The organism is Streptomyces sp. NPDC127119 (genome assembly GCF_042677425.1).
Classification (GTDB): Bacteria; Actinomycetota; Actinomycetes; order Streptomycetales; family Streptomycetaceae; genus Streptomyces.
In genome coordinates this window covers 1-25,985 of record NZ_JBHXTO010000131.1, presented here as the reverse complement: position 1 = coordinate 25,985, position 25,985 = coordinate 1, and the positions used below count along the sequence as shown (strand labels likewise).

The 25,985-nt window shown below is 72.8% G+C and carries 22 protein-coding genes and 2 pseudogenes; 9 read left to right on the top strand and 15 right to left on the bottom strand.

Going from position 1 to position 25,985, the window contains the following annotated elements; translation table 11 throughout:
• Window positions 1–71 precede the first annotated feature (71 nt).
• The gene (locus ACFVH5_RS35555; protein ID WP_385837808.1) at window positions 72–1,526 is read right to left on the bottom strand and encodes a PLP-dependent aminotransferase family protein; all 1,455 of its coding nucleotides are present in this window, start codon (window positions 1,524–1,526) and stop codon (window positions 72–74) included.
• Here ACFVH5_RS35555 and ACFVH5_RS35550 point away from each other — a divergent pair.
• Window positions 1,517–2,362, top strand: a pseudogene (locus tag ACFVH5_RS35550) (DMT family transporter); the annotation flags it as partial. The gene ACFVH5_RS35555 and the pseudogene ACFVH5_RS35550 overlap by 10 nt on opposite strands.
• 63 nt (window positions 2,363–2,425) lie before the next feature.
• Here ACFVH5_RS35550 and ACFVH5_RS35545 read toward each other — a convergent pair.
• Complete coding sequence (locus ACFVH5_RS35545) at window positions 2,426–3,286, bottom strand: alpha/beta fold hydrolase (protein WP_385837807.1); 861 nt, start codon at window positions 3,284–3,286, stop codon at window positions 2,426–2,428.
• Window positions 3,287–3,486: 200 nt separating this feature from the next.
• Between ACFVH5_RS35545 and ACFVH5_RS35540 the strand changes: the two genes are divergently transcribed.
• On the top strand, window positions 3,487–4,371 hold the full coding sequence (locus ACFVH5_RS35540; protein WP_385837806.1) for an RNA polymerase sigma-70 factor: 885 nt from the start codon (window positions 3,487–3,489) through the stop codon (window positions 4,369–4,371).
• Window positions 4,372–4,636: 265 nt separating this feature from the next.
• Window positions 4,637–5,398, top strand: a complete 762-nt coding sequence (locus tag ACFVH5_RS35535; RefSeq protein WP_385837810.1) for a GntR family transcriptional regulator — start codon at window positions 4,637–4,639, stop codon at window positions 5,396–5,398.
• Between the two features lie 128 nt (window positions 5,399–5,526).
• Here the strand turns inward: ACFVH5_RS35535 and ACFVH5_RS35530 are convergent, their stop codons facing one another.
• From ACFVH5_RS35530 to ACFVH5_RS35520, 3 genes are all read right to left on the bottom strand, one after another.
• Window positions 5,527–6,684 carry an ROK family transcriptional regulator gene (locus ACFVH5_RS35530; protein WP_385837804.1) on the bottom strand — a complete coding sequence of 386 codons (1,158 nt, stop codon included), beginning with the start codon at window positions 6,682–6,684 and terminating at the stop codon, window positions 5,527–5,529.
• A 115-nt stretch (window positions 6,685–6,799) separates the two neighbouring features.
• A complete protein-coding gene (locus ACFVH5_RS35525; RefSeq protein WP_384808560.1) occupies window positions 6,800–7,462 on the bottom strand; it encodes a response regulator in 663 nt (220 codons plus the stop codon).
• Between the two features lie 14 nt (window positions 7,463–7,476).
• Window positions 7,477–8,652, bottom strand: coding sequence for a sensor histidine kinase (locus tag ACFVH5_RS35520; protein ID WP_385837803.1), 1,176 nt, complete (start codon window positions 8,650–8,652; stop codon window positions 7,477–7,479).
• Between the two features lie 108 nt (window positions 8,653–8,760).
• On the opposite strand from ACFVH5_RS35520, the gene ACFVH5_RS35515 reads away from it, so the two are divergent.
• The 3 genes from ACFVH5_RS35515 to ACFVH5_RS35505 all read left to right on the top strand — a co-directional run bounded on the left by ACFVH5_RS35515 (window position 8,761) and on the right by ACFVH5_RS35505 (window position 11,005).
• Window positions 8,761–9,759, top strand: a complete 999-nt coding sequence (locus ACFVH5_RS35515) for an ABC transporter ATP-binding protein (protein WP_385837801.1) — start codon at window positions 8,761–8,763, stop codon at window positions 9,757–9,759.
• Between the two features lie 2 nt (window positions 9,760–9,761).
• Complete coding sequence (locus ACFVH5_RS35510; RefSeq protein WP_385837800.1) at window positions 9,762–10,493, top strand: ABC transporter permease; 732 nt, start codon at window positions 9,762–9,764, stop codon at window positions 10,491–10,493.
• Window positions 10,494–10,558: 65 nt separating this feature from the next.
• Complete coding sequence (locus ACFVH5_RS35505) at window positions 10,559–11,005, top strand: hypothetical protein (protein ID WP_384808567.1); 447 nt, start codon at window positions 10,559–10,561, stop codon at window positions 11,003–11,005.
• Between the two features lie 168 nt (window positions 11,006–11,173).
• Here ACFVH5_RS35505 and mug read toward each other — a convergent pair whose 3' ends face one another.
• The 8 genes and pseudogenes from mug to ACFVH5_RS35465 all read right to left on the bottom strand — a co-directional run.
• Window positions 11,174–11,719, bottom strand: a complete 546-nt coding sequence (mug, locus tag ACFVH5_RS35500; protein WP_385837809.1) for a G/U mismatch-specific DNA glycosylase — start codon at window positions 11,717–11,719, stop codon at window positions 11,174–11,176.
• A complete protein-coding gene (purB, locus tag ACFVH5_RS35495) occupies window positions 11,716–13,155 on the bottom strand; it encodes an adenylosuccinate lyase (RefSeq protein WP_384808569.1) in 1,440 nt (479 codons plus the stop codon). The genes mug and purB overlap by 4 nt, the downstream gene beginning before the upstream one ends.
• 122 nt (window positions 13,156–13,277) lie before the next feature.
• Window positions 13,278–14,069 carry an SGNH/GDSL hydrolase family protein gene (locus ACFVH5_RS35490; RefSeq protein WP_384808571.1) on the bottom strand — a complete coding sequence of 264 codons (792 nt, stop codon included), beginning with the start codon at window positions 14,067–14,069 and terminating at the stop codon, window positions 13,278–13,280.
• Between the two features lie 131 nt (window positions 14,070–14,200).
• Window positions 14,201–15,214 (bottom strand): hemolysin family protein, encoded by a 1,014-nt coding sequence (locus ACFVH5_RS35485; protein WP_384808572.1) that lies wholly within the window; start codon window positions 15,212–15,214, stop codon window positions 14,201–14,203.
• The gene (locus ACFVH5_RS35480; protein ID WP_385837799.1) at window positions 15,211–16,566 is read right to left on the bottom strand and encodes a hemolysin family protein; all 1,356 of its coding nucleotides are present in this window, start codon (window positions 16,564–16,566) and stop codon (window positions 15,211–15,213) included. The genes ACFVH5_RS35485 and ACFVH5_RS35480 overlap by 4 nt, the downstream gene beginning before the upstream one ends.
• A 145-nt stretch (window positions 16,567–16,711) precedes the next feature.
• Window positions 16,712–17,137 (bottom strand): GNAT family N-acetyltransferase, encoded by a 426-nt coding sequence (locus tag ACFVH5_RS35475; protein WP_385837798.1) that lies wholly within the window; start codon window positions 17,135–17,137, stop codon window positions 16,712–16,714.
• 88 nt (window positions 17,138–17,225) lie between these two features.
• Entirely contained in the window at window positions 17,226–19,793 is a 2,568-nt protein-coding gene (locus ACFVH5_RS35470; RefSeq protein ID WP_385837797.1) for an ABC transporter permease, read from the bottom strand.
• 263 nt (window positions 19,794–20,056) lie between these two features.
• Window positions 20,057–20,857 (bottom strand): annotated as a pseudogene (locus ACFVH5_RS35465) (ABC transporter ATP-binding protein); the annotation flags it as partial.
• Window positions 20,858–21,058: 201 nt separating this feature from the next.
• Between ACFVH5_RS35465 and ACFVH5_RS35460 the strand changes: the two are divergent.
• Window positions 21,059–21,316 carry an antitoxin gene (locus tag ACFVH5_RS35460; protein ID WP_384808582.1) on the top strand — a complete coding sequence of 86 codons (258 nt, stop codon included), beginning with the start codon at window positions 21,059–21,061 and terminating at the stop codon, window positions 21,314–21,316.
• An 88-nt stretch (window positions 21,317–21,404) separates the two neighbouring features.
• Entirely contained in the window at window positions 21,405–21,743 is a 339-nt protein-coding gene (locus ACFVH5_RS35455) for a fic family toxin-antitoxin system, toxin component (RefSeq protein ID WP_384808599.1), read from the top strand.
• A 76-nt stretch (window positions 21,744–21,819) separates the two neighbouring features.
• Here the strand turns inward: ACFVH5_RS35455 and ACFVH5_RS35450 are convergent, their stop codons facing one another.
• Window positions 21,820–22,506 (bottom strand): class I SAM-dependent methyltransferase, encoded by a 687-nt coding sequence (locus tag ACFVH5_RS35450; protein ID WP_385837796.1) that lies wholly within the window; start codon window positions 22,504–22,506, stop codon window positions 21,820–21,822.
• A 171-nt stretch (window positions 22,507–22,677) separates the two neighbouring features.
• Entirely contained in the window at window positions 22,678–23,364 is a 687-nt protein-coding gene (locus ACFVH5_RS35445; protein ID WP_384808586.1) for an esterase/lipase family protein, read from the bottom strand.
• 169 nt (window positions 23,365–23,533) lie between these two features.
• On the opposite strand from ACFVH5_RS35445, the gene ACFVH5_RS35440 reads away from it, so the two are divergent.
• Window positions 23,534–25,765, top strand: coding sequence for a LuxR C-terminal-related transcriptional regulator (locus ACFVH5_RS35440; protein ID WP_385837795.1), 2,232 nt, complete (start codon window positions 23,534–23,536; stop codon window positions 25,763–25,765).
• Window positions 25,766–25,985 lie beyond the last annotated feature (220 nt).

Here is a 25,985-nt window from a genome sequence, read left to right as displayed (position 1 = left end):
GCCCCCCACACGGGGCGCGGGGAACGGCCCGGGTCACCCCCACCGGGGCCGCGGACGACGTCCGGACCGGTTCAAGCGCCCCGGCGGGCCGTCGTCGTCGCCGTCGTCATCGCGCGGACGCCCTCCCGGATGCGGCTCGGAGAGAGATGCGCGTAGCCCAGGACGAGGTGGATCACGTCGTCCGGAGGCGGGACCCGCGTGTACGACGTCAGCGCGCGCACAGCGATCCCCGCCGCCTCCGTGGAGGCCAGGAAACGGCCCGCCGGCCCGTACCGCCCCGGAAGCGAGGCAATGGCATGCAGCCCGGCGGCGATGCCGGAAACCTCCGTCCCGGGAAAGTGCTCCGCCAGCGCCGCGACGAGCGCGTCACGACGCACCCGGTACTCGCGCCGGCAACGCCGCAACTGCCGGTCGTAGTCGCCGCGCTCCACGAACCGTGCCAGCAGCGCCTGGTCGATCACAGGGTTGCCGAGATCCATCGTGCGCTTGCGCTCGACGACCTCCTCGGCCATCGACGCCGGTACCAGCAGCCACCCGAGCCGCAGCCCCGGCGCCAGCGACTTGCTGACGGAACCCGTGTACGCGACATGCTCCGGATCGAGCCCCTGGAGCGCGCCCACGGGTGCCCGGTCGTAACGGAAGTCCCCGTCGTAGTCGTCCTCGACGACGAGCCCGTCCACCGCGCGCGCCCAGTCGAGGAGTTCAGCGCGGCGCCGCGCGGAGTACGCGATCCCCGTCGGGAACTGGTGCGCGGGCGTCGTCACCACGGCCCGCACCCCCGACGCACGCAGCGCCCCGATGTCCAGCCCCTCCTCGTCCAGCGGCAGCGGTACGGCGTCGAGGCCGGCCGACGCGTACAGGGTCTCGTGCTCGGGGCTGCCGGGGTCCTCCACGCCCACGGCACGCACCCCGCGCGCGTGGAGCACGCATCCGAGCAGCGTCGTCGCCTGGGCCACCCCGGAGACGACGATCACCCGCTCCGGGTCCGAGACCACCCCCCGGCGCCGGGTCAGCAGTTCGGCGAGGGCGGTACGCAGTCGGGGCAGCCCCCGCGGATCCGGGTAGCCCAGCACGTGGTGGGGCAGTTCGGTGAGCACGCCGCGCTGTGCGGCAGTCCAGGCCGCACGCGGGAACAGTGACAGGTCGGGCGTGCCGGGCAGGAAGTCCGCGACGGCGCCGGGGGAGCGGGGCGCGAGATCCCGTACGCGGGGGAGGGCGGCCCGGGCGGCCCCGCCGACCCAGGTCCCGGCACCCCGGCCGCTGCGCAGATAACCCTCCGCGGTCAACTGCTCGTACGCCTCCGTGACCAGTCCCCGGGACACCCCGAGATCGGCGGCCAGTTCGCGGCTGGACGGCAGCCGGGTGCCCGGCGGGAGGCGGCCCGAGCGGACCGCCTCCCGCAGCGCGGCCTGCAGCGCGCGGCCACGCGCGCGTGCCGGTGCCGAGACGGCGGGCAGGAGCGTCTCCCAGGCACCGGACCGGCCCGCCGCCGGTGGAGTGTCCGGATTGGTCCCCGATGACGTCATGGAAGTGGACCTTAAACCGGACCGCCGTCCTGCATAGCGTCCCTTCCATGAACGCCACCACCACGCGCGGGACCCTGCTCGCGGCCCTCGCCGCCGTCCTCGTGGGCGGCTCCTTCACCGCCAACAGTGTCCTCGGCCACTACCCGTACGCGGGCGGCCAGTTCGTGCGGTACGGCCTCGCCTGTCTGCTGCTCCTGCCGCTGGTCGGCCGGGGCGGCGCGGCACCCCTGCGCACGCTGACAGCCCGCCAATGGGCACGGCTCGCGCTGCTCGCGGCCGTCGGCATGGTCGGCTTCAACCTCGCGGTCATCGCCGCGGAACACACCGCGGAACCCGCGATACCGGGTGTCTTCGTAGGCTGCGCCCCGATAGCCGTCGCCGTTCTCGTGCCTCTCCTGGAGGGCCGACGGCCCCAGAGGATCGTCCTGTACGGGGCGTTGCTCGTGGCCGGCGGCGCCTTCACGGTCCAGGGCTGGGGGCGTACCGACGGCGCGGGAATCGCCTTCTCCCTGTGCGCGCTCGTCGGCGAGATCGGCTTCGCGGTCCTCGCCGTGCCCGTCCTGCGGCCGCTCGGACCGCGGCTGCTCTCCGCGACGGTGTGCGGGCTCGCGGCGGCCGAGTCCGCGCTGGCCGGGATCGTCCTCGACGGCCGTGCCTGGCTGCGCACCCCGGACTCCACCGAGGCCGTCGCGCTGCTGTGGCAGGCGGCGGTCGTCACGGTCGTCGGCTTCGTCTGCTGGTACATGGCCATGCAGCGCATCGGCGCGGAGCGCGCGACGCTCTTCTCCGGCCTCATCCCGGTGGCCGCGGCCTGCACGGCCCCGCTCGTCGGAACGGGCTCCTACGGGCCGGCGCAGGCCGCGGGAAGCGCTCTGGTGGGAGCCGGTGTGGTCCTCGGATCAGGCGCGCTGCGCCGCGGGGGAGGACGTGCGGCGGCTGCCGTCCAGCAGGACGCGCGCGACCAGCGCGGGATCGTCGTTCATCGGGACGTGCCCGCAGCCGGGCAGCCGCACGAGCCGGGCCCGGGGGATGATCCGCTTGGCGCGCACTCCCTGGCGGCGGACCAGGATGCGGTCCCGGGTGCCCCAGGCGACGGTCACGGGGAGGCCGGGGACGTCGTCCGTGAAGCGGACCGAGGTGCCCGCCCTGAGTGTCTCGGTGAATCCCCGGGCGTTGGCCAGCGCGAGGGTCTCGGCGACCACCGCCTCCGGTGAACGGCGGGCGGGGCGTGCGTAGATGCTGCTGGTCAGCACCGCCCGCCCGGCCGCCGACCGGGACAGCCGCTCGACCAGCGGGAGCGGCATGCTCCGGGCGGCCTGCCGCATCGCCTGCAGCAGACCGAACGCGTACCGCCGCTCGCCGGGTGACCAGAACCCGGCGGGCGACAGCGCGGTGACGGACCGTACGAGCTTCTCGCGGCCCAGTTCCAGAGCCAGCAGGCCGCCCAGGGAGTTGCCCGCCACATGCGGCCGGTCGAGCTCCAGCGTCTCGCACAGCGCGGCGAGCGCCGCGTTCATCGTCGCCAGGTCGTGGGTGAGCCCCTCGGGCAGCGCGGGGGACTCGCCGAAGCCGGGCAGGTCCACCGCGATCACGTCCCGTTCGGTCGCCAGGAGGTCGACGACCGGGTCCCACGCCTGCCGGTGATGGCCTATCCCGTGCAGCAGCAGAAGAGGTTCGCCGCTGCCCACGCGCGTGTACGCGAGGGTCACGGACCGCGGGCCGTGCGCGGAGGGGACGCTGAAGGAGACCGTGGCGGGCATGGGCTTGCTCCTCGGACGTGACTCGCTGACTCGTCGACTGGGCATCGGCAGGCTCGGCACCGGCGGGCCGGGCATCGGACGGCACGGACCGGCCGGTTCCTAGACAGCTTGTCAGCAATCACTACCGGCGGGTAGCCCCTTGTTGGCCCCGCCCTCATATCGTGTGGACACGGCCCTACACGGCGGGTTGGGATGGCCCTGTGGCTACCGACACCGTGACCGAGGTCTTCGAAGAGCACCGCCCCGTCCTGATGGGCGTCGCCTACCGCATGCTCGGCCGGGTGGCCGACGCGGAGGACGTCGTCCAGGAGGCGTGGTTGCGCTGGTCCGGGGCCGACCGCTCCGACGTCCGCGAACCGCGCGCCTATCTCGTACGGGTCACCACCCGGCTCGCCCTCGACCGGCTGCGGCAGACCCGGGCCCGTAACGAGGCCTATGTGGGGCCCTGGCTGCCCGAGCCGTACGTCACCGACTTCGGGGACATCGTCGCCGACACGGCCGAACGGGCCGTCCTCGCCGACACGGTCTCGCTGGCCGTCCTCGTCGTCCTGGAGTCCCTCTCGCCGCTGGAACGCGCGGTGTTCGTGCTCCGGGAGGCGTTCGGCTACCCGTACGCCGAGATCGCCGTCACGCTCGACCGGAGCGAGCCCGCGGTGCGGCAGCTCGCCGGACGGGCCCGCCGGCACGTCGAGGAGCGCCGGCCGCGCTACGAGGTCGACCCCGTGGAGCGGCGCGACCTCACCGAGCGGTTCCTCGCGGCGGCCACGGAGGGGGATCTCGACGGACTGATGTCCCTGCTGGCCCCGGACGTGCGCCTGATCGGCGACAGCGGCGGGCTGGCCCCGGGGCCGGTGCGGGTCGTCGAGTCGGCCGACAAGGTGGGCCGCTTCCTCGGCGGAGTCATGCGGAAGGGCGTGTCCGACGCGACGTTCCGCTTCCTGGAGGTCAACGGCGGACCGGCGTTCCTGGTGCTGTCCGGCGGCAAGCCCGACAGCGTCTTCCAGCTGGACGTCGCCGACGGCCGCATCCAGTGCGTCTACATCGTCCGCAACCCGGAGAAGCTGCTGTCCCTCGCCGTCGACTGACGGCCGTCGCCAGTCGGAGCCCTGCCCGGTCGTGCGCCGAAGCCCCCGTCCAGGAGACGGGGGCTTTGCCGTTGTGTCACGTATGGGGCGTATCGCGAACGTCGTATGAACGCTCTGCGGCAACACGCCTGTGCGAGCTGTAACGGATCGAGGATTGGTCTTGACCAAGGGTGGGGGTCGCCATATGGTCGCTGGGATAGTGCAGGAACCTTTAATAAACAAGGGCGCTAAAAGCCGCCGGGACACGGCGATTGCGGAGGACACGGTGGGGACCACGCAGTTGGATACGGTGCCGGAGCCCAAGTACTGGCATCTGAAGACCGTGCTCAGCGAAGCACTGGACTCCGAGTTCTCGGTGGGTGAGATCCTCCCCAACGAGCGCGACCTGGCGGCCCGGTTCGGCGTCGCGAGGGCCACGCTCCGCCAGGCCCTCGAACAGCTGGAACTGGAAGGGCGCCTGCAGCGCCGCCGCGGTGTCGGTACGACCGTGGCACCGCCGCGCATGGGCGTGGCCGTCGCCTCCGAGCAGCACACCTGGCCCGGCGCCGCCGGTGACGCCTGGCAGCCCGCCGACTGCGTGACGGCGGCCCCGCCCCCGGCGGTGGCCCGGATCCTGGAGAGCGACCCCGAGGACCAGGTGCACATCGTGCGCCGCTCCCGCGTGACGCACGGCCAGCCCGTCGCCGCGGAACTTCTCTACATCCCCGCCTCGTCGGTGCCCGACCTGTCCGGCATCGACGCCCCGTCGGGCACCGCACGCGCGCGTGCCGTCCTGCGGGAGCTCGCGCGCCTGGACCTGGAGGGCGAGGGCCGCGCCGTCGAGCTGGGCTCGGCGCGCGCGGACGATGCCAAGGAACTGGACCGGCTCCCCGGTGCGCCCGTCCTCGTCGTCACGACCCGCTACTTCGCCGAGGGGCGCACGGCGGCGGTCTCCGTCGCCACCTACCGCGCCGACACCTGCCGGCTGACCTTCGGCGATTCCGGCGGCGTGGAGATCCACCACGACCCGGAGCGCCGGGCCTCCTGACCGGCGTCACCTGACGACGGCGGACGCCGACCGACAGCAGCCCGGCCGACGCCGGACGGCGACACCCGCGCGCGTACGTCGCGTTCCGGTTTCCGGAGCGCGACGTTCCGCTGTTCCGGCCGCCGCGTTCAGCGGCGGGCCGTCACCGTGCTCTCCACCGCGAAGAGCTGCTCCTCCACATGGTCGAGAGCCAGGCGCAGCGCACCCGTCGCCACGGCCGCCTCCCCGAGGAGCGACAGCGTCACCCGGGGCGGCCGCAGACAGTAGCGGGCCAGCTCCTTGCGCAGCGGCTCCAGTACGCCGTCGAGTCCCGCCGCCCAGCCGCCGATCACGACCAGCTCGGGGTCGAGCGCCAGGACGAGCGCGGCCACATCGTGCACCAGCCGCTGTATGAAGCGCTCGACGGCCGCCAGAGCCCGCTCGTCGCCCGCGCGCGCGTGTCCGAAGACCTCCGCCACCGCCTGCTCGTCGAGCGGGTGCAGCGGCTCGTCGGTCGTGGAGAGCAGTGTCTCCGGAGTGACCTCCCGGCCCAGCAGATGGAGCGCGCCGATCTCACCGGCCGCGCCCCCGAAGCCCCGGTGCAGCCGCCCGCCGATGAGGGCACCGGCCCCGGGGCTCAGCCCGGCCAGCACGAACACCATGTCGTCGGACTCGGTGGCGGCGCCCTTCCAGTGCTCGGCGACCGCCGCCGCGTTGGCGTCGTTCTCCACGATCACCGGGCACTTGAAGGAGCGGCGCAGCCGTTCGCCCAGCGCCAGCCCCGTCCACTCCGGCAGCGCCGTACAGAGGCGTACGGTGCCGTCGGCCTCGACGATGCCGGGCGAGGTCGCTCCGACGGCCCGCAGGGAGCCGCGCGCGACCCCGGCACGGCGCAGCAGCTCCGCGACGGCCGTCCGCAGCCGTTCGAGCCGTTCGTCCGCCGACGCCGTCTCGCAGACGTCCTTGGCGAGCGAACCGAGCACCCGGCCGTCCAGGTCCGACAGGAGCACGGCGACCCGGTGCGGGCCGATCTCCAGGCCCAGCAGATGGCCCGCCTCCGCCCGGAAGCGGAACCGGCGCGCGGGCCGGCCCTGACGTCGTGCGGCGCTCTCGTCGGCCGCGGTCTCGACGACGAGCCCGCCGTCCATGAGCCCTTCGACGACGCCCTCGACGGTGGGCCGGGACAGCCCGGTCACCCGTGTGATCTCGGTGAGTGTCGCGAAGTCCGTGGCCCGCAGCGCGTGCAGCACCACCGCGGAGTTGATCCTCCGCAGCAGAGAGGGATCCCCGCCGGTCAACTGCCCCAACGTCCGTCCTCCCAGCTCGTGCGCGTGTTGGTTGGCCGGATCGTACTCGGCGCGGCGGGTCCCGGCGAGTGCCGGGGATCACCTGCTCGTTCCCGGCCCCCGCCACGGACCGGAATCAGCCGGGTGCCACGAACCCCGACTCGTATGCCGCGATCACCGCCTGGGTGCGGTCCCGGGCCCCCAGTTTCGCCAGTACGGCGCTGACGTGGGACTTCACCGTCTCGGTGCCGACCGCCAGCCGCGCGGCGATCTCCGCGTTCGACAGGCCCCGTGTCATCAGCCGCAGCACGTCCGCCTCGCGCTCGGTCAGCGCCGCCCGTTTCAGCGCGGCCCGGGCCGCGGGATTCCCGTCGCCGTCCCCGTACTCGGCGGCCAACTGCCGTACGGAGGCCGGGAACAGCAGCGACTCTCCCTCGGCGACCAGCCGTACGGCGTGCACGATCTCGGCCGGCCGGGCCCGCTTCAGCAGGAATCCGTCGGCACCCGCGCGCAGCGCCTCGTACACGTACTCGTCGTTCTCGAACGTCGTGATCACCAAGATCTTCGGCGGCCGGTCGACGGTCCGCAGCACCGCGCGCGTGGCCTCGATGCCGTCCATCAGCGGCATCCGGACGTCCATCGCGACGACGTCGGGCCGCAGCCGCCGCACCAGCGGAATGACCGCGGCCCCGTCCGCGGCCTCCCCGACGACCTCGATGTCGGGCTGCGCCTCCAGAACGGCACGCAGACCGGCCCGTACGAGGGGTTCGTCGTCGACGAGCAGAACGGTGACCGGCATCCGGTCAGCGTAGATCAGTGCAATGGCAGCTCGACGTGCACCTGCCAGTCACCTTCGTCCGGGCCGGTAGCCGCCCGGCCGCCGAGCAGCGCGGCGCGCTCCCGGATGCCCCGCAAGCCGCTGCCCCGCACACCGCCGCCCGGGCCGCCCGGTATCTCGCCCTTCAGCGGATTGCGCACCTCCAGGGAGAGCGTCCGTTCCTCGACGGCGATCCGTACGCGGACGGGCACCGGGCCCGCGTGCCGCAGCACATTGGTGAGGCACTCCTGGAGGATGCGGTAGCCCTCGCGGGAGACCGGGCCGGACACGGTCTCCAGGGGGCCCGTCAACTCGGCGTCGATCTTCGCCCCGGAGGTGCGGGCGGACTCCAGGAGCCGGTCGGCCTCCACCAGGGTCGGCCGGCCGCTCGCGGGCCTGCGCGACTCGCGCAGCACACCGAGCACCCGCTCCAGGTCCTCCAGCGCGGCCCGGCCGGTGTCCTCGATGGCCAGCAGCGCCCGGTCGGTGAACTCCGGGTCTCCCGCGGCCCGCGCGGCACCCGCCTGCACCACGGCCACCGTCAGCGCGTGACCGATCGAGTCGTGCAGCTCACGGGCGATACGGGTGCGCTCCAGGAGCTGCTCGGTGCGCTCCTCCAGCGCGGCGACCCGCTCGGCCGCCGACGGCCCCAGGAGACGGCACGCGAGGACCGTGATCAGCTTCCCGAGGCCGATGAACGCTCCGTAGAAGGCGATCAGCGGCAGCGGCGCGAGCAGGGCGTACGCCCAGTGCGCGTGCGGCACCGGCAGGAACGGATTGTCGTCCGGTACGTGACCGGTCGAGATCCGGATCAGATCCACGGTGATCAGCGGGAGCCAGACGCTGACTCCCGCCGCCGCCCAGCCGAGCACCATGCGCGCCTGCAGCCACAGGACTGTCCGCAGCCGGTCCCGCCAAGTGGCCGACGGGACGACTGAGACGGCCGAGATCGCCGGGCCCTGGCCGTCCCGCAACAGCATGAACTGCGCCTGCACACCCTCGCCGCGCCGCACGGCCGGAATCAGCCCCAGCAGGGGCAGCACCACGGAGGGCGCCCACGGCGTCGCGGGGTGGATGAATATCCACACGCTGCTGACCAGCATGGGAACCCACAGGTGGATGAAGCGGGTGTACGTCGTCCAATGGGTCAGCGGGCGCAGCAGGCGGGCCATTGCGTCATCGTGCCAGCCGGCACCGACACCGAGCCTCCCCCGAGCGGGGGAGACGCCCTCCCCGGGCGGGGGAGGCCCAACACCCCTCCCGACAGCCAGCCTTGGGCCATGACCAGCATCGACGTCCAAGAACTCACCAAGGAGTACGGCACCACCCGCGCCGTGGACCGGCTGACCTTCCGTGTCGAGCCGGGCCGGGTCACCGGATTCCTCGGCCCCAACGGCGCGGGCAAGTCCACCACCATGCGGCTCGTGCTCGGCCTCGACCGGCCCACCTCCGGCACCGCCACCGTCGGCGGTCAGGCGTACGCGACGCTGGAGGAGCCGCTGCGCCACGTCGGCGCCCTGCTCGACGCGCAGGCCGCGCACGGCTCACGGACCGCACGGGACCATCTGCGGGCACTCGCGGCGAGCAACCGCCTGCCCGAGACCCGCGTGGACGAGGTCCTGGCAGAGGCCGGCCTCGCCCCGGTCGCCCGCCGCCGCGTCAAGACGTACTCCCTGGGCATGCGGCAGCGCCTGGGCATCGCCGCGGCCCTCCTGGGCGACCCGCAGGTCGTCCTCCTCGACGAGCCGTCCAACGGGCTCGACCCCGAAGGCATCATCTGGATCAGGGATTTGCTGCGCCGGCTCGCCCGTGAGGGCCGCACCGTACTCGTCTCCAGCCACCTGATGCACGAGACCGCTTCCTTCGCCGACCACCTCGTCGTCCTCGGGCGCGGCCGACTGCTCGCCGATCTGCCGATGCAGGAGTTCATCGACGCGCGCGTGGACCCCCGGGTACGGGTACGCACCACGGACGGCGCGGCCCTCCGCGACCTGCTCGCACGACACGGATACGAGGCCGCGCGCAGCCGAGGAGAAAGCGGGGGAACAAGCGCAGGGGGTGACGAGGGAGGGGGCGGGGGCGAGGGTGAGCGCTGGATCGTGCACCACGCGCGCGTGGACGACATCGGTCGCCTCGCCTCCGCCGCGGGCCTGCCCCTCCTCGAACTGACCGCGGAGGAAGGCACGCTGGAACAGGCCTACCTCGATCTGACCGCCACTGAGGCCGAGTTCGCCGCCCGGTCCGCCGCCCCGTCCCCGACTCAGCCGCAGGAGGCCTGACCGTGTCGTTCGCACCCGTACTCCACTCGGAGTGGCTCAAGATCCGCACCATGCGGTCGCTCGTCGTGGGACTGGGCGCCGTCGTCCTCGTCACCGCGGCCTTCTCCGCGCTGGCCGGGGCCGACGGCTCCGGGGACGCGGGTGTGGACTTCGACCCGCTGTTCACGGCGTTCTTCGGAGTCAACTTCGGGCAGATCGCGGCGATCACCTTCGGCGCGCAGGCCGTGTCCGCCGAGTTCCAGGGAGGTGCCCTGCGGGTCTCGCTGACCGCCGTGCCCCGCCGCGGACGCTGGTTCGCGGCGAAGGCGGCGGCCGTCGGCCTCCCTGCCCTGGCGGTCGGGCTCCTCACCGGGTGCGTGACCCTCGCCGTCGGCAAGGCCGTCCTCGGTGACCGGGCCGACGGAGTGAGCTGGGGCGAGGGACTGCGCGCGGTCGCGGGCTGCGCGATCTATCTGGCCCTGATGGCGCTGTTCGCGGCCGGTCTGACCGCGTTGCTGCGCAGCGGCGTCACCACGCTGAGCATCCTCATCCCCTTCCTCCTGCTGGTCTCCTTCGTGGTCGGCGACATGTCCGGGAACGCCGCCGACTTCCTGCCCGACCGGGCGGGGCAGGTGGTCCTGCACGAGAGCTGGGACGGTTTGCTCGGGCCGTGGGCGGGGCTCGCGGTGACAGCGGTGTGGACGTCGGCCGCGCTCCTGGCCGGCTGGTGGAGTGTTCACCGCCGGGACGCGTGAGTCCGGGCAGCCGTTGTCTCCTGACGGGCCGCCAAATGTCAGTGGTGACCGCTTTACTGGACTTCATGACCACTGAGCGACACCTCGCCACGATCGACGAGCTGTGCGTCCGCGACTTCCCCGCGGCGCACGGCTGGTCGGAGGTCGGCGCGGGGGGACCCGGCTACCACCTGGTGGTACTGGAGACGACGCACGGCTTCGGAACGGGCGACCGGTCCGGGCGGGAGGAGATCGCGGACCAGTTCACCGCTTACAGAGAGGGTGTCTCGCAGCGGCTGGGGGAGCGGTGGGGTGCGGCGGAGCCGAAGAGTCTGGTGGGTGTCTTCTTGCGCTCCGAGGATCCGGAGGAGCGAATACCTAAGCCGTGGGCGTACCTGAGTGCCTACGTGGGGTACGTGGATCTTTGGGAGGCCGACGGCACGGGGCGGTGGGTGGCCGTGGGGGTTGCCGAGCCGGTGGAAGGTTCGGAGTTCCAACTCCTGGTCCTGGTGACGGAGTTGGCTCCGCCCTGACCGACCGGACCGGCGTGCCGGCTGCGCTGGGAGCGTGGCTTTTCGTCTGCGGCCCGGTGGGGGCTGGTCGCGCAGTTCCCCGCGCCCCTTACGGGGCCCAGGCCGAGGCCGTCAGCTGCCCCGCTGCGGAGCCGCATATCGATACAGCCCCGCGCCCCAGAAAGGGCACTAGCCCTCGGCCGCTTCCCGCAGTCGCCCGTACTCCTCCGCCATCGTCGTCGCCGTCCAGTGGGCGTTCAGGCCGCTGGGGTTGGGGAGGGCCCATACGCGCGTCGTGCCGAACGTCCGCTCCTGGGGGCCGATCATCGCCTTGCGGTCGTCGAAGGCCGCCCGGTAGGCGGTGACGCCCACCACCGCGAGCCACCGTGGCCGCAGCCGTTCGACCTTGGCGGCGAGCAGCCGCCCGCCCTCCCGGTACTCGGCCGCGCTCAGCTCGTCGGCCCGGGCACTCGCCCGCGCGACCACATTGGTGATGCCGAGCCCGTACGACAGCAACTCGTCCTGTTCCGAGGGCTTCAGCTGCCGCGGGGTGAAGCCGGACAGGTGCAGGACGGGCCAGAAGCGGTTGCCGGGGCGTGCGAAGTGGTGGCCCGTCGCGGCCGTCATCAGCCCGGGGTTGATACCGCAGAACAGCACCTGGAGACCGTCCGCGACGACATCCGGCACGAGCCGGTCGCGGGCGGCCTCCAGTTCGGCGGGGGTGAACCGCGTCAGAGGATCGCCCCCGGCGTGTAGGCCGCGGCCTCCGGGTGCTGCTTCAGGATCTCCTCGACGCGCGCGACGACCGCGGCCACCTGGTCGGCGGCGGCGCCCGTGAAGGACAGCTTGTCGGCCATCAGCGCGTCGAGCTGCGCGCGGTCGAGCGGGATGCGCTCGTCCGCGGCGAGCTTGTCCAGCAGCTCGTTGCGCTCGGTGCCCTGCTCCCGCATGGCGAGGGCGGAGGCGACGGCGTTCTCCTTGATGGCCTCGTGCGCGACCTCACGGCCGACACCCGCGCGCACCGCGCCCATCAGGACCTTCGTCGTCGCGAGGAACGGCAGGTAGCGGTCCAGTTCGCGCGCCACGACCGCCGGGAACGCCCCGAACTCGTCGAGGACGGTGAGGAACGTCTCCAGCAGGCCGTCCAGCGCGAAGAACGCGTCCGGCAGCGCGACCCGGCGCACCACCGAGCAGGACACGTCACCCTCGTTCCACTGGTCGCCCGCCAGCTCGCCCGTCATCGAGGCGTAGCCGCGCAGGATCACCATGAGACCGTTGACGCGCTCGCAGGAGCGGGTGTTCATCTTGTGCGGCATCGCCGAGGAGCCGACCTGGCCCGGCTTGAAGCCCTCGGTCACCAGCTCGTGCCCGGCCATCAGCCGGATCGTCTTGGCGGTCGACGAGGGGGCCGCGGCGATCTGCACCAGCGCGGTCACGACCTCGTAGTCCAGGGAGCGCGGGTAGACCTGGCCCACCGACGTGAACGCCTGCGAGAAGCCGAGGTGCCCGGCGATCCGCTGCTCCAGGTCGGCGAGCTTCGCCGCGTCCCCGCCCAGCAGGTCGAGCATGTCCTGGGCCGTTCCCACCGGGCCCTTGATGCCCCGCAGCGGGTAACGGGCGAGCAGTTCCTCGACCCGGCCGTGCGCGACGAGCAGCTCGTCGGCGGCGGTCGCGAAACGCTTGCCGAGGGTGGTCGCCTGCGCGGCCACGTTGTGGGAGCGGCCCGCGACGACCAGCTCGCCGTACTCGCCCGCGAGCCTGCCCAGGCGCGCCAGGACGGCGACCGTGCGGTCGCGCACCAGCTCCAGGGAGAGCCGGATCTGCAGCTGCTCGACGTTCTCGGTGAGGTCGCGGGACGTCATGCCCTTGTGGACGTGCTCGTGCCCGGCGAGGTCGTTGAACTCCTCGATCCGCGCCTTCACGTCGTGCCGCGTGACCTTCTCGCGCTCGGCGATCGAGGCCAGGTCGACCTGGTCGAGGACCCGCTCGTAGTCGGCGAGCGCGGCGTCGGGCACCTCGATCCCGAGGTCCTTCTGGGCCCGCAGCACGGCGAGCCACAGCTGACGCTCCAGCCGCACCTTCTGCTCGGGGGACCACAGGGTGGCGAGCTCGGCCGAGGCGTAGCGGCCGGCGAGGACGTTCGGGATACGGGGCTTTGCGGGCGCAGTCACGTGTACGGATTCTACTGGCGGTTCCTGCAGGCCGGCGCCACGGGCCCGTTCGTCGGAACCTACGAGACCTACGAGACCTACGAGACCTGCAAGACCTGCAAGACGGGGCCGGTGGCGGTCGCCTACTCCACCGACCCCTTGTACTCCTCGTACGGCAGCAGCTCCGGGCGCTTGGGTGCGCGGCCGTCGCCCGACGAGCGGCCGGTCAGTCTGCGGCCGATCCACGGCAGGAGGTACTGGCGGGCGAAACGCGCGTCGGCGGTCCTGCGGGCGACCCAGCCGGGCGGGGCGGAGGGCGGCATCGGGGTGCCCCACTCGGCGTCCTCCGCCGCGTGCCCGAGCGCCTGCCACACCGCTTCGGCGACCCGGCGGTGCCCCTCGCCCGTCAGATGAAGCCGGTCCACGTCCCACATGCGCGGGTCCCCCAGGGACTGCGCTCCGTAGAGGTCGACCACGAGCGCGCCGTGGCGGGACGCGAGATCGTCGATGCAGACGAACAGCTCCTCCATACGGGGGCGGAACCGCTCCATGACCGGGCCCTGGCGGCCGGGGCTGCGCATCAGGACGAGCTGCTTGCAGGCCGGGGCCAGCCGCTCCACGGCCTCCTCCAGGAGGCCGCGGACGCGCCCCATGTCGACCTTGGGCCGCAGGGTGTCGTTGAGGCCGCCGACGAGCGTGATCACGTCGGGCTGCATCGCGACCGCGATGTCCACCTGCTCGGCGACGATCTGTCCGATGAGCTTGCCGCGCACCGCGAGGTTGGCGTAGCGGAAGCCGGGCGTCTGCGCGGCCATCCGGGCCGCGAGGAGATCCGCCCAGCCCCGGTACGTACCGTCGGGAAGGCGGTCCGACATGCCCTCGGTGAAGGAGTCGCCGACCGCGACAAGGCTGGTGAAAGTGGCATTCGTCTGCATGGCGGAAGAAATGATAGCGCGTGCACATACCCACCGGTCTGCCGCGCGCCCCGACCCCACCGCCCGGCCACCCGCGCCCGGACCCGCACCCGCGCCCGGACCCGGACCCACCCACCCCCGGCACCGCCGCGTCACGCGGACTGGCCGAACAGCTCCCTCAGCACGTCCTCCATCGTCACCATCCCGGCCAGCCGACCGTCCGCGCCGAGCACCGCCGCCAGATGCGTACGGCCGCGCCGCATCGCCGTCAGGACGTCGTCGAGCGGCGTGTTCTCCCGGACGCGGGCGATGGAGCGCATGTCCCGCACCTGGAAGGGCAGGTCGCGCGGCATCGCGTCCAGGGCGTCCTTGACGTGGAGGTAGCCCACGATCCGCAGCCCGTCGTCCACGACGGGGAACCGGGAGAACCCCGACTCGGCGGACAGGGCCTCCAACCGCTCGGGAGTGACGCCCACGCGCGCGTAGACCACGCTTTCCCGCGGCAGCACCACGTCCCGCACCGGCCGCCGCCCCAGTTCCAGGGCGTCGTTCAGCCGCTCCTGGGCGCGGTCGTCGATGAGCCCCGCCTCACCGGAGTCCTTCACCAGCCGGGCCAGCTCCGTGTCGGAGAAGGTCGCGGACACCTCGTCCCGGATCTCGACGCGCAGCAGCTTCAGCAGCCAGTTGGCGAACGCGTTCACCGCGAAGATCACCGGCCGCAGCGCCCGGGACAGGCCGACCAGCGGCGGCCCGAGCAGCAGCGCCGTGCGCACCGGTTCGGCCAGCGCGATGTTCTTCGGCACCATCTCGCCGAGCAGCATGTGCAGATACGTGGCCACGGCGAGCGCGATCACGAACGAGATCGCGTGCCCCGTACCGGTCGAGAGCCCCATCGCGTGGAAGACCGGCTCCAGCAGATGCGCGATGGCGGGTTCGGCGACCACACCCAGGACCAGCGTGCACAGCGTGATGCCGAGCTGGGCGGCGGCCATCAGCGCGGACACGTGCTCCAGACCCCAGATCACCCCGCGCGCCCGCCGGTCCCCGGCCTCCGCGTACGGTTCGATCTGGCTGCGGCGTACGGAGATCAGCGCGAACTCGGCCGCCACGAAGAAGGCGTTCACGACCAGGGTCGCCAGACCGATCAGCAGTTGTACGGCTGTCATCGTCCCCGCCCTCCTTCGGATCCGGCCTCTTCGGAGCGGGTGCCCCCGGCGGCCGGCGCGCGCATCAGCACCCGCGCGGCCCGCCGCCCCGCCGCGTCCACGACGTCCAGCCGCCAGCCGGCGACCTCGACCGTGTCGCCCTCTACGGGGATGCGCCCCAGTTCCGTCGCCATGAGACCCGCGAGCGTCTCGTACGGTCCGTCGGGCGCGCGCAGTCCGACGCGGGCGAGCCGGTCGGTGCGTACGGATCCGTCGGCCGAGTACAGCGTGCGGCCCTCGTCGTCCGTGCCGGCCGGGGCGAGGTCGGGTGTCTCGTGCGGGTCGTGCTCGTCGCGCACCTCGCCGACGACCTCCTCGACGATGTCCTCCAGGGTGGCGACCCCGGCCGTACCGCCGTACTCGTCGATGACGACGGCCATCGTGCGCCTGCCGGACAGCCGGTCGAGGAGCCGTTCGACGGTCAGTGTCTCCGGTACGAGCAGGGGCTCGCGCATCACCTGCGACACGGCCGTACGGGCCCTGCGGTCGGCGGGTACGCCGATGACGTCCTTGATGTGCGCGACCCCGACGACCGAGTCGAGGTTGCCGCGGTGGACGGGGAAGCGCGAGAGGCCGGTCGCCCGGGTCGCGTTCGCCACGTCCTCGCAGGTCGCCTGGACGTCCAGCGAGACGACCTGGACCCGCGGCGTCATGACGTTCTCCGCGGTGAGGTCGGCGAGGTTCAGCGTGCGGACGAACAGTTCGGCGGTGTCCGCCTCCAGGGCGCCCAGTTTCGCGGAGTGCCGCGCCAGGGCGACCAGTTCCTGCGGTCCGCGCGCGGAGGCCAGCTCCTCGGCGGGCTCGACACCGAAGCGGCGTACGACCCGGTTGGCGGTGTTGTTGAGGTGGGAGATGAACGGCCGGAACACCGCGCTGAACCAGCGCTGCGGTGTCGCCACCCGTTTGGCCACGGCGAGCGGCGAGGAGATCGCCCAGTTCTTGGGCACCAGCTCGCCGACGACCATCAGGAAGACCGTCGACAGGGCCGTACCGATCACCAGCGCGACCGACGAGGTCGCCGAACTCGGCACCCCGGCCGATTCGAGGGGCCCGGCGATCAGTTTCGCGACGGACGACTCGGCGAGCATGCCGACGACCAGGTTGGTGACGGTGATGCCGAGCTGGGCGCCGGAGAGCTGGAAGGTGAGGTTCTTGACGGCCCTGAGGGCGCCCGCCGCGCCGACCTCGCCGCGCTCGACGGCCCGTTCCAGCTGACTGCGTTCGACGGTGGTCAGGGAGAACTCGGCCGCGACGAAGGCGCCGCAGGCCAGCGAGAGCAGCACGGCGACGGCCAGGAGGAGCACTTCTGTCATCGGGTCACCTCCGTCCCATGATCGGGCAGGTGCGGAGGAAGCGCGCGATGTCGACGCGGTGGGACGCCGGGACGCCGGATGTCGCGGCGCCGGATGTCGGGGGACTCGCGCATGGGCGGACGCTCACACCTTTCCTGGGGGCGTGTCACTCGACCAGCGGCTTGACCCAGCGCCGCCAGTGCTCTTCCGGCGCATACCCCGCGGCGCGCCAGGCATGGTGCGCGGTTTCGTTGCGGGCCAGCACCATCGCGTCGCCGCGGCGCCCGCCGAGCCGTACGAACCGTTCCTCGGCCGCGGCCAGGAGCGCCGAGCCGATGCCCTGGCGGCGCCGGGCCGGGTCCACCGCGAGCCGGTACAGATGGCACCGCCAGCCGTCGAAACCGGCGATGACCGTGCCCACCAGCTCCCCGTCCCGCTCGGCGAGGATCAGCGCCTCGGGATCGCGGACGACCAGCCGCTCCACGCCGTCCTGGTCGTCGCTGATGCTGGTGCCCTCGGCGGCGGCGCGCCAGAAGGCGAGGACGGCGTCGAGGTCGTCGGGCACGGCGGCCCGTATCCGAAGATCACTCATGCCCCGATCCCATCACGGGCGCCCCACATGGACACCGAATTCCACGATCCGGACATATCCCGGGGCGGGGTGACCCGCCCCGGGCCGGTCACTCGTGCGCGATGGCGGCCAGCACGTTCATGCGGGAGGCGCGCAGCGCCGGGAGCAGGGCCGCCACGATGCCCACGACGGCAGAGCCCACCACGACCGCGACCAGCGTGGTCCACGGGATCGCGAACGCCTTCATCCCCTGCAGGGCGAGGACCTGCTGCACACACACGCCCCACACGAGGCCGAGCGCGAGCCCGAGGACCGCGCCGAACACGGCGATCACCACCGACTCCAGCCGGATCATCCGGCGCAGCTGCCGGCGGCCGAGGCCGATCGCGCGCAGCAGCCCGATCTCGCGGGTGCGCTCGACGACCGACAGGGCGAGGGTGTTGACCACGCCGAGCACCGCGATGACGATCGCGAGCCCCAGCAGCGCGTACACGAGGTAGAGCAGCACGGCGATCTGGTCGTGGATCAGCTTCTTGTAGTCCGCCAGGTCGCGTACCTGCACCTGCGGATACGGGTCGAGCGTCTTGTCGAGGTCGGCGCGCAGGGTGTCGTCGGAGGCGCCCGAGGCCGCGTTCACGTACAGCGCGGAGTCCTGGCCGCCCGGTACGAACCTCTCGACGGTGGCGAAGCCCATGAAGAGCCCGCCCTGTGTGCCGAAGCCCTCCGCGGCGTCCTGGTCGGTCAGCGCGGCGACCTTCAGCTCGGTCTTCCGCCCGGCCGGGAACTCGACGGGGATCGTGCTGCCGACCCGTACGTCGTGGTCCTCGGCGAAACCGGCGTCCATCGCGATGTTCCCGTCCGCGAGGGCCGCGGCCGTGTCCCCCTCGGCGTAGGTGATGCGGGCGACGTCGTCGAGGCCCGGGTCGTAGCCCGACGCGGTCGTCTCGACGCGCTTGCCGTCCGGCAGCCGGACGGCGACCGGCGCGAACCGCTGCCGTACGACGAGCCCCGCACCCTCCGTGGCCATCACCTTCTCGGTGATCTCCTGCGGGAACGGCAAGAAGTTGGCGTTCTGCACCACGAAGTCGGCGCCCAGCGTCTTGTCGATCTGCTCGTCGAAGGACTTGGTCATGGACGCGCTCGCCACGGACATCCCGCCGACCAGGGCGAGGCCCACCATCAGGGCGGCGGCGGTCGCGCCCGTGCGACGCGGGTTGCGCAGCGCGTTGCGCTGGCTCATCCGGCCGACCGAACCGAACACGGCGGGGAAGAAGCCGCCGAGGACCCGGATCACCGGACGGACGAGCAGCGGCCCCGCGATCACCGTCGCGATGAGGGTGAGGACGACCCCGATGCCCAGCAGCGAGGCGGCGGACGAGGTCTCCTTCGAGGTCGCGCAGCTCACGAGGGCGGCGGCGCCCAGCGCGCCGACGATCGCCCCCACGACGGCCCGTACCCGCAACGGCCGCCCCACACCGGCGATCTCGGCGTCCGCCAGCGCGGCCATCGGCGACACCGTGGCGGCCCGGCGGGCGGGCAGATACGCCGCGACGAAGGTGACGCCCACCCCGACGACGTACGCCGCCACGGGCGTCCCCCACCCGATGACCATCTCGGTGGTCTTCAGGTTCATGCCGAACACACTCATGAGCTTGATCAGCCCGTACGCGAGCCCGATGCCGGTGGCGAGGCCGAGCGTCGAGCCCACCAGGCCGAGCAGGATCGCCTCCGTGAGCACGGAGCGGCGCACCTGCCGCCGGTCGGCGCCGAGTGCGCGCAACAGGCCCAGTTCGCGCGTGCGTTGAGCGATCAGCATGGAGAAGGTGTTGACGATCAGGAAGACCCCGACCAGCACCGCGATCCCCGCGAAGCCGAGCATCACGTACTTGATCACGTCGAGGAATCCGCCGAGTTGGGACGCGGCCGACTCGGCCTGCTCGTCGGCGGTCTCCAACTCGTAGGTCCCGGAGCCGAGTTCCGTGGCGATACGCCGCTTGAGCTGCGCGTCGGTCACTCCCTGGTCCGCGTCCACCTGGATGCTGGTGGCGACCCCGTCCCGCCCCAGCAGTTTGTCCGGCGCGACGGCCGGGTCGACGAAGACGAGTGCGGCGCCCGGGTTGGTGGTCTTGAAGGTCGCGATGCCGACGACCTCGACCTTGAACGAACCGGGCTGCGCGATCACGGTCAGCGGGTCACCGATGTCCACGTGCTTCTTGTCGGCGGTGTCCGCGTCGATAAGTGCCTCGCCGGGCCCGCGCGGAGCGTGCCCCGAGGTCAGCTTCACGGGGCTGCGGTCGGTGACGTACCAGTCGCCGGCGATCGTGGGAGCGCCCGTGGTCGGGCCCACCGACTCGTTGTCCTTGTCGACGACGGTGACGTTCTCCACGGAGACGTCCGGACGCGCGAGGGCGACCCCGTCGACCTTCGCGAGCCGGTCCACGAGGTTCGTGGGCACCGTCTCGACGGCCCCGGAGGGTATCTGGGACTCCAGATCCTCCTTCGGGCTCACGGTGACGTCGGCCGAGGTGGACGCGAAGAGCCGGTCGAAGGTCCGGCTGACGGTGTCCGAGAAGATCAGGCTGCCCGCGACGAACGCCACGGACAGGACGACGGCCAGCGCCGAGAGCAGCAGCCGGCCCTTGTGGGCGAGGAAACTCCGGAGTGTCGCCTTCAGCACGACGGCCTGCCTCAGTCCCTGTCGGGGGCGATGCCCTGGTCTGGAACGCTCTTGTGGTCGATGCCCTGCCCGCCCTGCGAGCCCTGCCCGGGGACGCTCGTACGGTCGGATCCGGCTGCGGGGTCGGACTCGTGCCCGGGGTCGGACTCGTGCCCGGGGTCGGACCCGTGCCCGGGGTCGGACCCGTGCCCGGGGTCGGACCCGTGCCCGGGGTCGGACTCGTGCCCGGGGGTAGGGCCGGGGCCGGAAGCAGGGCCGGGTCCGGAGTCCCCCTCGGGCTCCGACGCCCCGCGGCTCGTGTCGAACCTCTTCATGCGCTCCAGCACCGCGTCCGCCGTCGGCCGGGCCATCTCGTCCACGATCCGCCCGTCCCCGAGGAAGAGGACCAGGTCGGCGTGGCCCGCCGCGCCCGGATCATGGGTGACCATGACCACGGTCTGGCCCAGTTCGTCGACGGCGTCCCGCAGGAAGCCGAGCACCTCCAGACCGGCGCGCGAGTCGAGGTTGCCGGTCGGCTCGTCCGCGAAGATCAGCTCGGGACGTGAGGCGAGCGCCCGGGCGCAGGCCACCCGCTGCTGCTGACCGCCGGAGAGCTGTGCGGGCCGGTGCTTGAGGCGGTCGCGCAGACCGAGCTGGTCGACGACCTGGTTCAGCCACTTCTCGTCGGGCTTCTGGCCCGCGATGTCCATGGGCAGCGTGATGTTCTCCGCCGCGTTCAGGGTCGGGATCAGGTTGAACGACTGGAACATGAAGCCGATCCGGTCCCGCCGCAGCCGGGTCAGCTCGCGCTCCTTGAGGCCGGTGATCTCGGTGTCGCCCAGCCACACCTGTCCGGCCGAGACGGAGTCGAGCCCCGCCAGGCAGTGCATCAGCGTGGACTTCCCCGATCCCGAGGGACCCATGACCGCCGTGAAGCGGCCCCGTGCGATGTCCACGTCGACCGAGTCGAGGGCGAGCACGGCCGTCTCGCCCGATCCGTACGCCTTGGTCAGACCTCGTGCGCGGGCCGCCGTCTCCTCGGGCCCCGTGCGCCCGAGGGCGTGCTCCGCAGCTGCTGTGGACAAGGCCGCCTCCCCGTGGTCGGACTCCGGTGTCCGCGGGCGAGCCTAGTGTGATGCGGGGCACACCCGGTATCCCCCCGAAGTGCCGGGTGTTCTCCGTCGCAGGTCGGTCACCTCAGGGTCCATGTAAGGGGCACCCTTAGGGGATGTCCGGGGGATCGGCCCCTCTTGCCCTTGCTAGCGTTTCGGCGCTAGCTTCGAAGCATGGCTAAGACCCAGCTGAACGTGCGCGTGGACGAGGGCACCGCCCGGGCCGCGCGTGAACGCGCCCTGGCCCGCGGGATGAGCGTCAACCGCTACATCGAGGAACTGGTCAGACAGGACACCGGGGAAGCCGGCCACACCTTCGTCGAGGCCGCCGCCGACTTCATGAAGCAGTACGAGTCCGTCTTCGCCGAGGAGTTCGGTGCGGACCGGGGCGCGGACCGAGGCCGGGGTACGGACCGGGAAGGCCGTCGCTGAGCCCTTGAGCGAACCCAACGAACCCAGTGAGCCGTCCGAGCCCTTGAACGAACCACTGAACATCAGAGTCGACCTCGCCTGGCTCCTCATGGTCGCCGAGCACAAGACGCCGGGCGATCCGCAGGTCGTCGACTGGGGTGCCCTGGTCGCCGCGGTCGGCCGCCACGAGGCCGAGATCTTCGGCGTCCCCGTGTACGACAGCCCGCACGCCCGCGCCGCCGCACTGCTCCAGGTCCTGCTGCACGTCCCGGCGCTGGAGCGCTCGAACGCGATGTTCGCGATGGCCGTCGCGTACGCCTACCTCGTCGCCAGCGGTCTGAAGGTCGTCACCTCGCCCGAGCAGGTCCGCGACCTGGCCAGACTGGTCAAGACGGGCGAGGCGACGGTGCAGGACATCGCGCGCGAGCTGCGCCAGTGGACCCTCTGAGCCCCACTGGCCGACCGGCCCACTGGCCTACCGGCCCCACCGCCGGAGCGGCTTGACTTCGTGGGGTGGAGCGGCCTTAGGAGGCGGACGGGCGGCGAGCGGTGCCCAGCACGCAGTACGAGCTGGGTGTGCGCGGCCCCTTCGCGGGCACCAACAGCCGCCGGTGAGGGCCGAGTTCGTACCCCGCGTCCCTGATCGCGCCGACCGGGTCCCGGCCCACATGACAGCCGCCGAACAGCGGTGGCCACACCGTGCGGTCGAGGAGGCGCTGGCCGGCCGCCATCGCCCGGCCGCCGCCGCTGCCGTGCTCGAAGAAGCGCAGCTCACCGCCAGGGCGCAGCACGCGGTGGATCTCGGCCAGGGCCCGCGGCAGATCTCGTACGCTGCACAGCACCAGTGAGACCACGGCCCCGTCGAACGCCTCGCTCTTGACCGGCAGGGCCTCCGCTACCCCCGGCACCACGTCGACGGGCACCTCGGAACGGAGTGCCGCCGTCACGGCCAACTGCCGCAGCCTGCGCTCGGGTTCGATCGCGACGACCTCCGAGACCGTGGTCGGGTAGTGGGCGAAGTTCAGTCCGTTGCCCGCACCGATCTCGATGATCCGGCCGGAGAGACCGGCGAGCAGTTCCTCGCGGTGGACGCCGATCGCCGGCTCCGCCGCCACACTGAGCCGGGCGTAGAAGCGGGCGAACAGCGGATGGTGCACCGGAGTCGTGGACAGCGCGCCGGTCGGGGCGGTACTGGAGCCGCGCGATCGCATGAGGCCTCCCCCTGGGGCATGGACCTACCGCGATTGTCCCCCCGAAGGGCCCCGCTCACCCGTCCGCCGCCGCGCATGGCCGCCGCGGCCCGCCCCGCGGACGCCCGGCGCCCGCCCCGCGGCCCCGGTCGTGCGGGGCCACGGGACGGACTCGGACGTACGCGTGGGACGTCAGGCGATGAAGTCCCGCACCTGCTCGTAGACGCCGTAGTCGTTGTTCATGTCGGTGTGCGAGATGCATCCGACCTCTACATTGGTGGCGCCGCTGAGGATCGCGCTGGTGTCGGGGGTCAGGGCGTCGTCGCAGTTCGACCAGTAACTGGCGTAGGAGACACTGCCGGGTGTCTCGTCCCCCGAGTTGAGCGACGTCAGGAACGAACTGCCCGTGTACATCTCCGTGCACGACGTGTAGAGCCACGTGCACCAACCGGCGGTCGTGGTCCCGTGGTTGACGCCCGCCGTCGAGACGAAGTCGTCCACGTACGCCGTGCCGCCGAGATTCTTCAGGTAGTAGCGCGAGTTCAGCGCGCCCATGGAGTGGACGACCAGGTCGACCTTGGCCGCGCCCGTCTGGGTGCGCACACTCTGGATCTTGGTGGCCAGCTGCTGGGCGGTCGTGACGTTCGACTGGCCCCAGTCGTACGACCAGGAGTAGAGCTCGGCACTCGTGTAGCCGTCGGCCTTGAAGTCGGCGACCCAGTCGTCCCAGCTGCTCGACGAACTGCTGAGACCGTGGACGAAGACGACGGGGTTGTGGGTGGCGGCGTGGGCCGGGGAAGCGGGCAGGAACAAGAACATGAGCAGCGACGCGAGCGCGGCTGCGAAGACCGGGCCGGCAGTGCGAATGCGGCGGGTCATGACGCCTCCTGACGGGGGTGGGTTCGTCAGGAGTGTCCGGTGGGGTCTACGCGCGCCGCATCGGTGTAATCGCCGGTCTTTACGCACCACTTAACTCGCCAGTAACGTGAGTGCCGTGGTGACCTCGGTGAACCCCCCGCCTCTCCCGCACCCTTCGCCACCGCCCCTGATGAACGTCCCGCAACAACCGGACCACGCCTCGCGGCCCCCCACGCGAACACCGTTGTCCGAGGGCGTCCGGGTCAGGGTGCTGTGCGCCGCGCACGGTGATCCGCTCGCCGCGGCGGAACTCGCGGCCGTCCTCGGCGAGCGCCAACGCGCCGGTCTCGAACCGCTTCCGGCCGACCCCGTCGGTGCGCTGCCCGGCCTGCTGCGCTCGCGCCGCCCCGAGGTGCGCTCGCTCGCCCCGGCCACCCGGCGCCTGCTCCTGATCGCCGCCGCCGACCAGCACCCGTTCGCCACGCGCGCCTACCAACGGGCGGTCGCCGCCGCCCGGTTGGACACCGGCCCGCTCGACGACGCGGATGCGGCCGGGCTCGCCCGTACGACCTCCGCCGGCGTCGTGTTCCGGGACCCCTGGACCCGAATCACCGCCTACGAGACCGCGTCCGCCGCCGACCGGCGCGAGACGCACCGCCTTCTCGCCCGGGTCCTGCGCGGCGAGGGCGAGGCGCCCCTGCGGTCCTGGCACCGGGCCGCCGCCGCGCTCGGCCCCAGCCGGCGCCTCGCGGCGGAACTGCGCACCTCGGCCCACGAGGCGCGCGCCGCCGGTGAACACGCCCTGGCCTGCGGGCTCCTCGAACGGGCGGCGGCCCTGACCCCGGACCCGCGCGAACGCCCACGTCTGCTGGCCCGGGCCGCCGCCGACGCCTGGCGCTCCGGCGACGGCGACCGGGCCCGCCGCCTGGCCGCCCACGGAGACGTCGACGTCGACGGCCTGAGCGGAGTGCTCGCTCTACGCGCGGAGAACGCCACGGAGGCGTTCGACGCGCTGCTCACGGCGGTGGAGCGGGGCGCGGCGCGCGGCGGGAAACGAGACGGCGAACGAGACGGCGAACGAGACGGGGAACGAGAGGGCGAACGTGACGGGGCACGTGGCGTCGGCACCACCGCTCACCTGGTGGCACGTGCCACCGAGGCCGCCGTCTACACCGGTGACCTGCGCCGTTGCCGGGAGGCCGCCGCCGTCGCCACCCGGCTCGGCATCGCCGTGCCCGGCACGCTCGGGGGACTGGCCGCGGCGTTCGAAGGCCGGTACGAGGACGCCCGCGACCTGCTCCGAGCGGCGGCCGGACACTGCGGGCCCGGCGGCGACCCCACCGCGCTGATCCACTCCTCCATGGCCGCGCTGCTCCTCGGCGACCACACCCGCGCGGCCTCCGCGGCCGTCCGGGCCGCCGCCTCGGCGCGGGCCCTGGGCGAGCCCGCGACCGTTCCGCAGGCCATGGAGTTCCGGGCGTACGCCGAGTTCTGGACGGGGCGCCCGCGATCCGCCGGGGCCGCCACACTGGAGGCCCTGCGGCAGGCGTACGCCACCGGACAGGACAACGGGGCCTGTCACCTCCAGGCGGCCCTCGCCATGTTCGCGGCCGTCACCGGGGACGAGGAACTCTGCCGCGCCCGCGCCGAAGTGGCCCGCGCGCACGCCCTGGAGCACGGCCTCGGGCTGCCCGCCGCGCTGGCCCTGTGGGCGCTCGCCTTCCTCGACCTCAGCACGGGCCGGTACGCGGCAGCCGCGTCCCGGCTGCGCGCGCTCGCCGGATTCGGCCCCGGGCACGGGCACCGGGCCGTCCGCCATCTCGCCACCCCGCACTACGTGGAGGCCGCCGTCCGCACCGGCGACACCCGGGTCGCGCGCAGCGCCCACGCCGACTACGACCGCTGGGCCCGGGTCGTGCGCAGCGCGGACGACCTCGCGCTGAGCGCCCGCTGCCGGGCCCTGCTGGCGACCGGGCACGAGGCCGCCGACCACTACCGGACGGCTCTCGACCTCCACGCGGGCGGCACCCGCGACTTCGAACGCGCCCGTACGGAGCTGCTGTTCGGCGGGGCGCTGCGGCGGCTTCGGCGGCGGACCGAGGCGCGGGACCGGCTGCACAGTGCGCTGGAGGCCTTCGAGCACTTCGGGGCGCCGCACTGCGCGGCCGAGGCGCGGGCGGAGTTGCGGGCGCTGGGTGCGCCGGTGCGGTCCTCGGCCGGTTCACCCGGCATGGCCGGTCTGCTGACCGCGCAGCAGCTCACTGTGGCGCGGATGGCTGCGGAGGGGGCGACGAATCGGGAGATCGCCGCGCGGCTGCTGCTCAGTCCGCGGACGATCGACCATCACCTGCGCGGGGTGTTCAACCGCCTCGGCATACGATCCCGGATCGAACTGGTGAAACTCCTGGCACCGGAGCAGTGAGCACACCGACCGCGTGCCCGTTCCCCGGCTGCGGCCCGGTGGGGGCCGTTCGCGCAGTTCCCCGCGCCCCTGAAGACGACGTTCGTCTGCGGGCCGGTGGGGGTTGCTCGCGCAGTTCCCCGCGCCCCTGAAAACCGTGTTCATCCGCGGGCCGGTGGGGGCGGGCCGCGCCGTTCCCCGCGCCCCTCGGGGAGGGGCTGCGCCCCGTCCCACTCAGGGG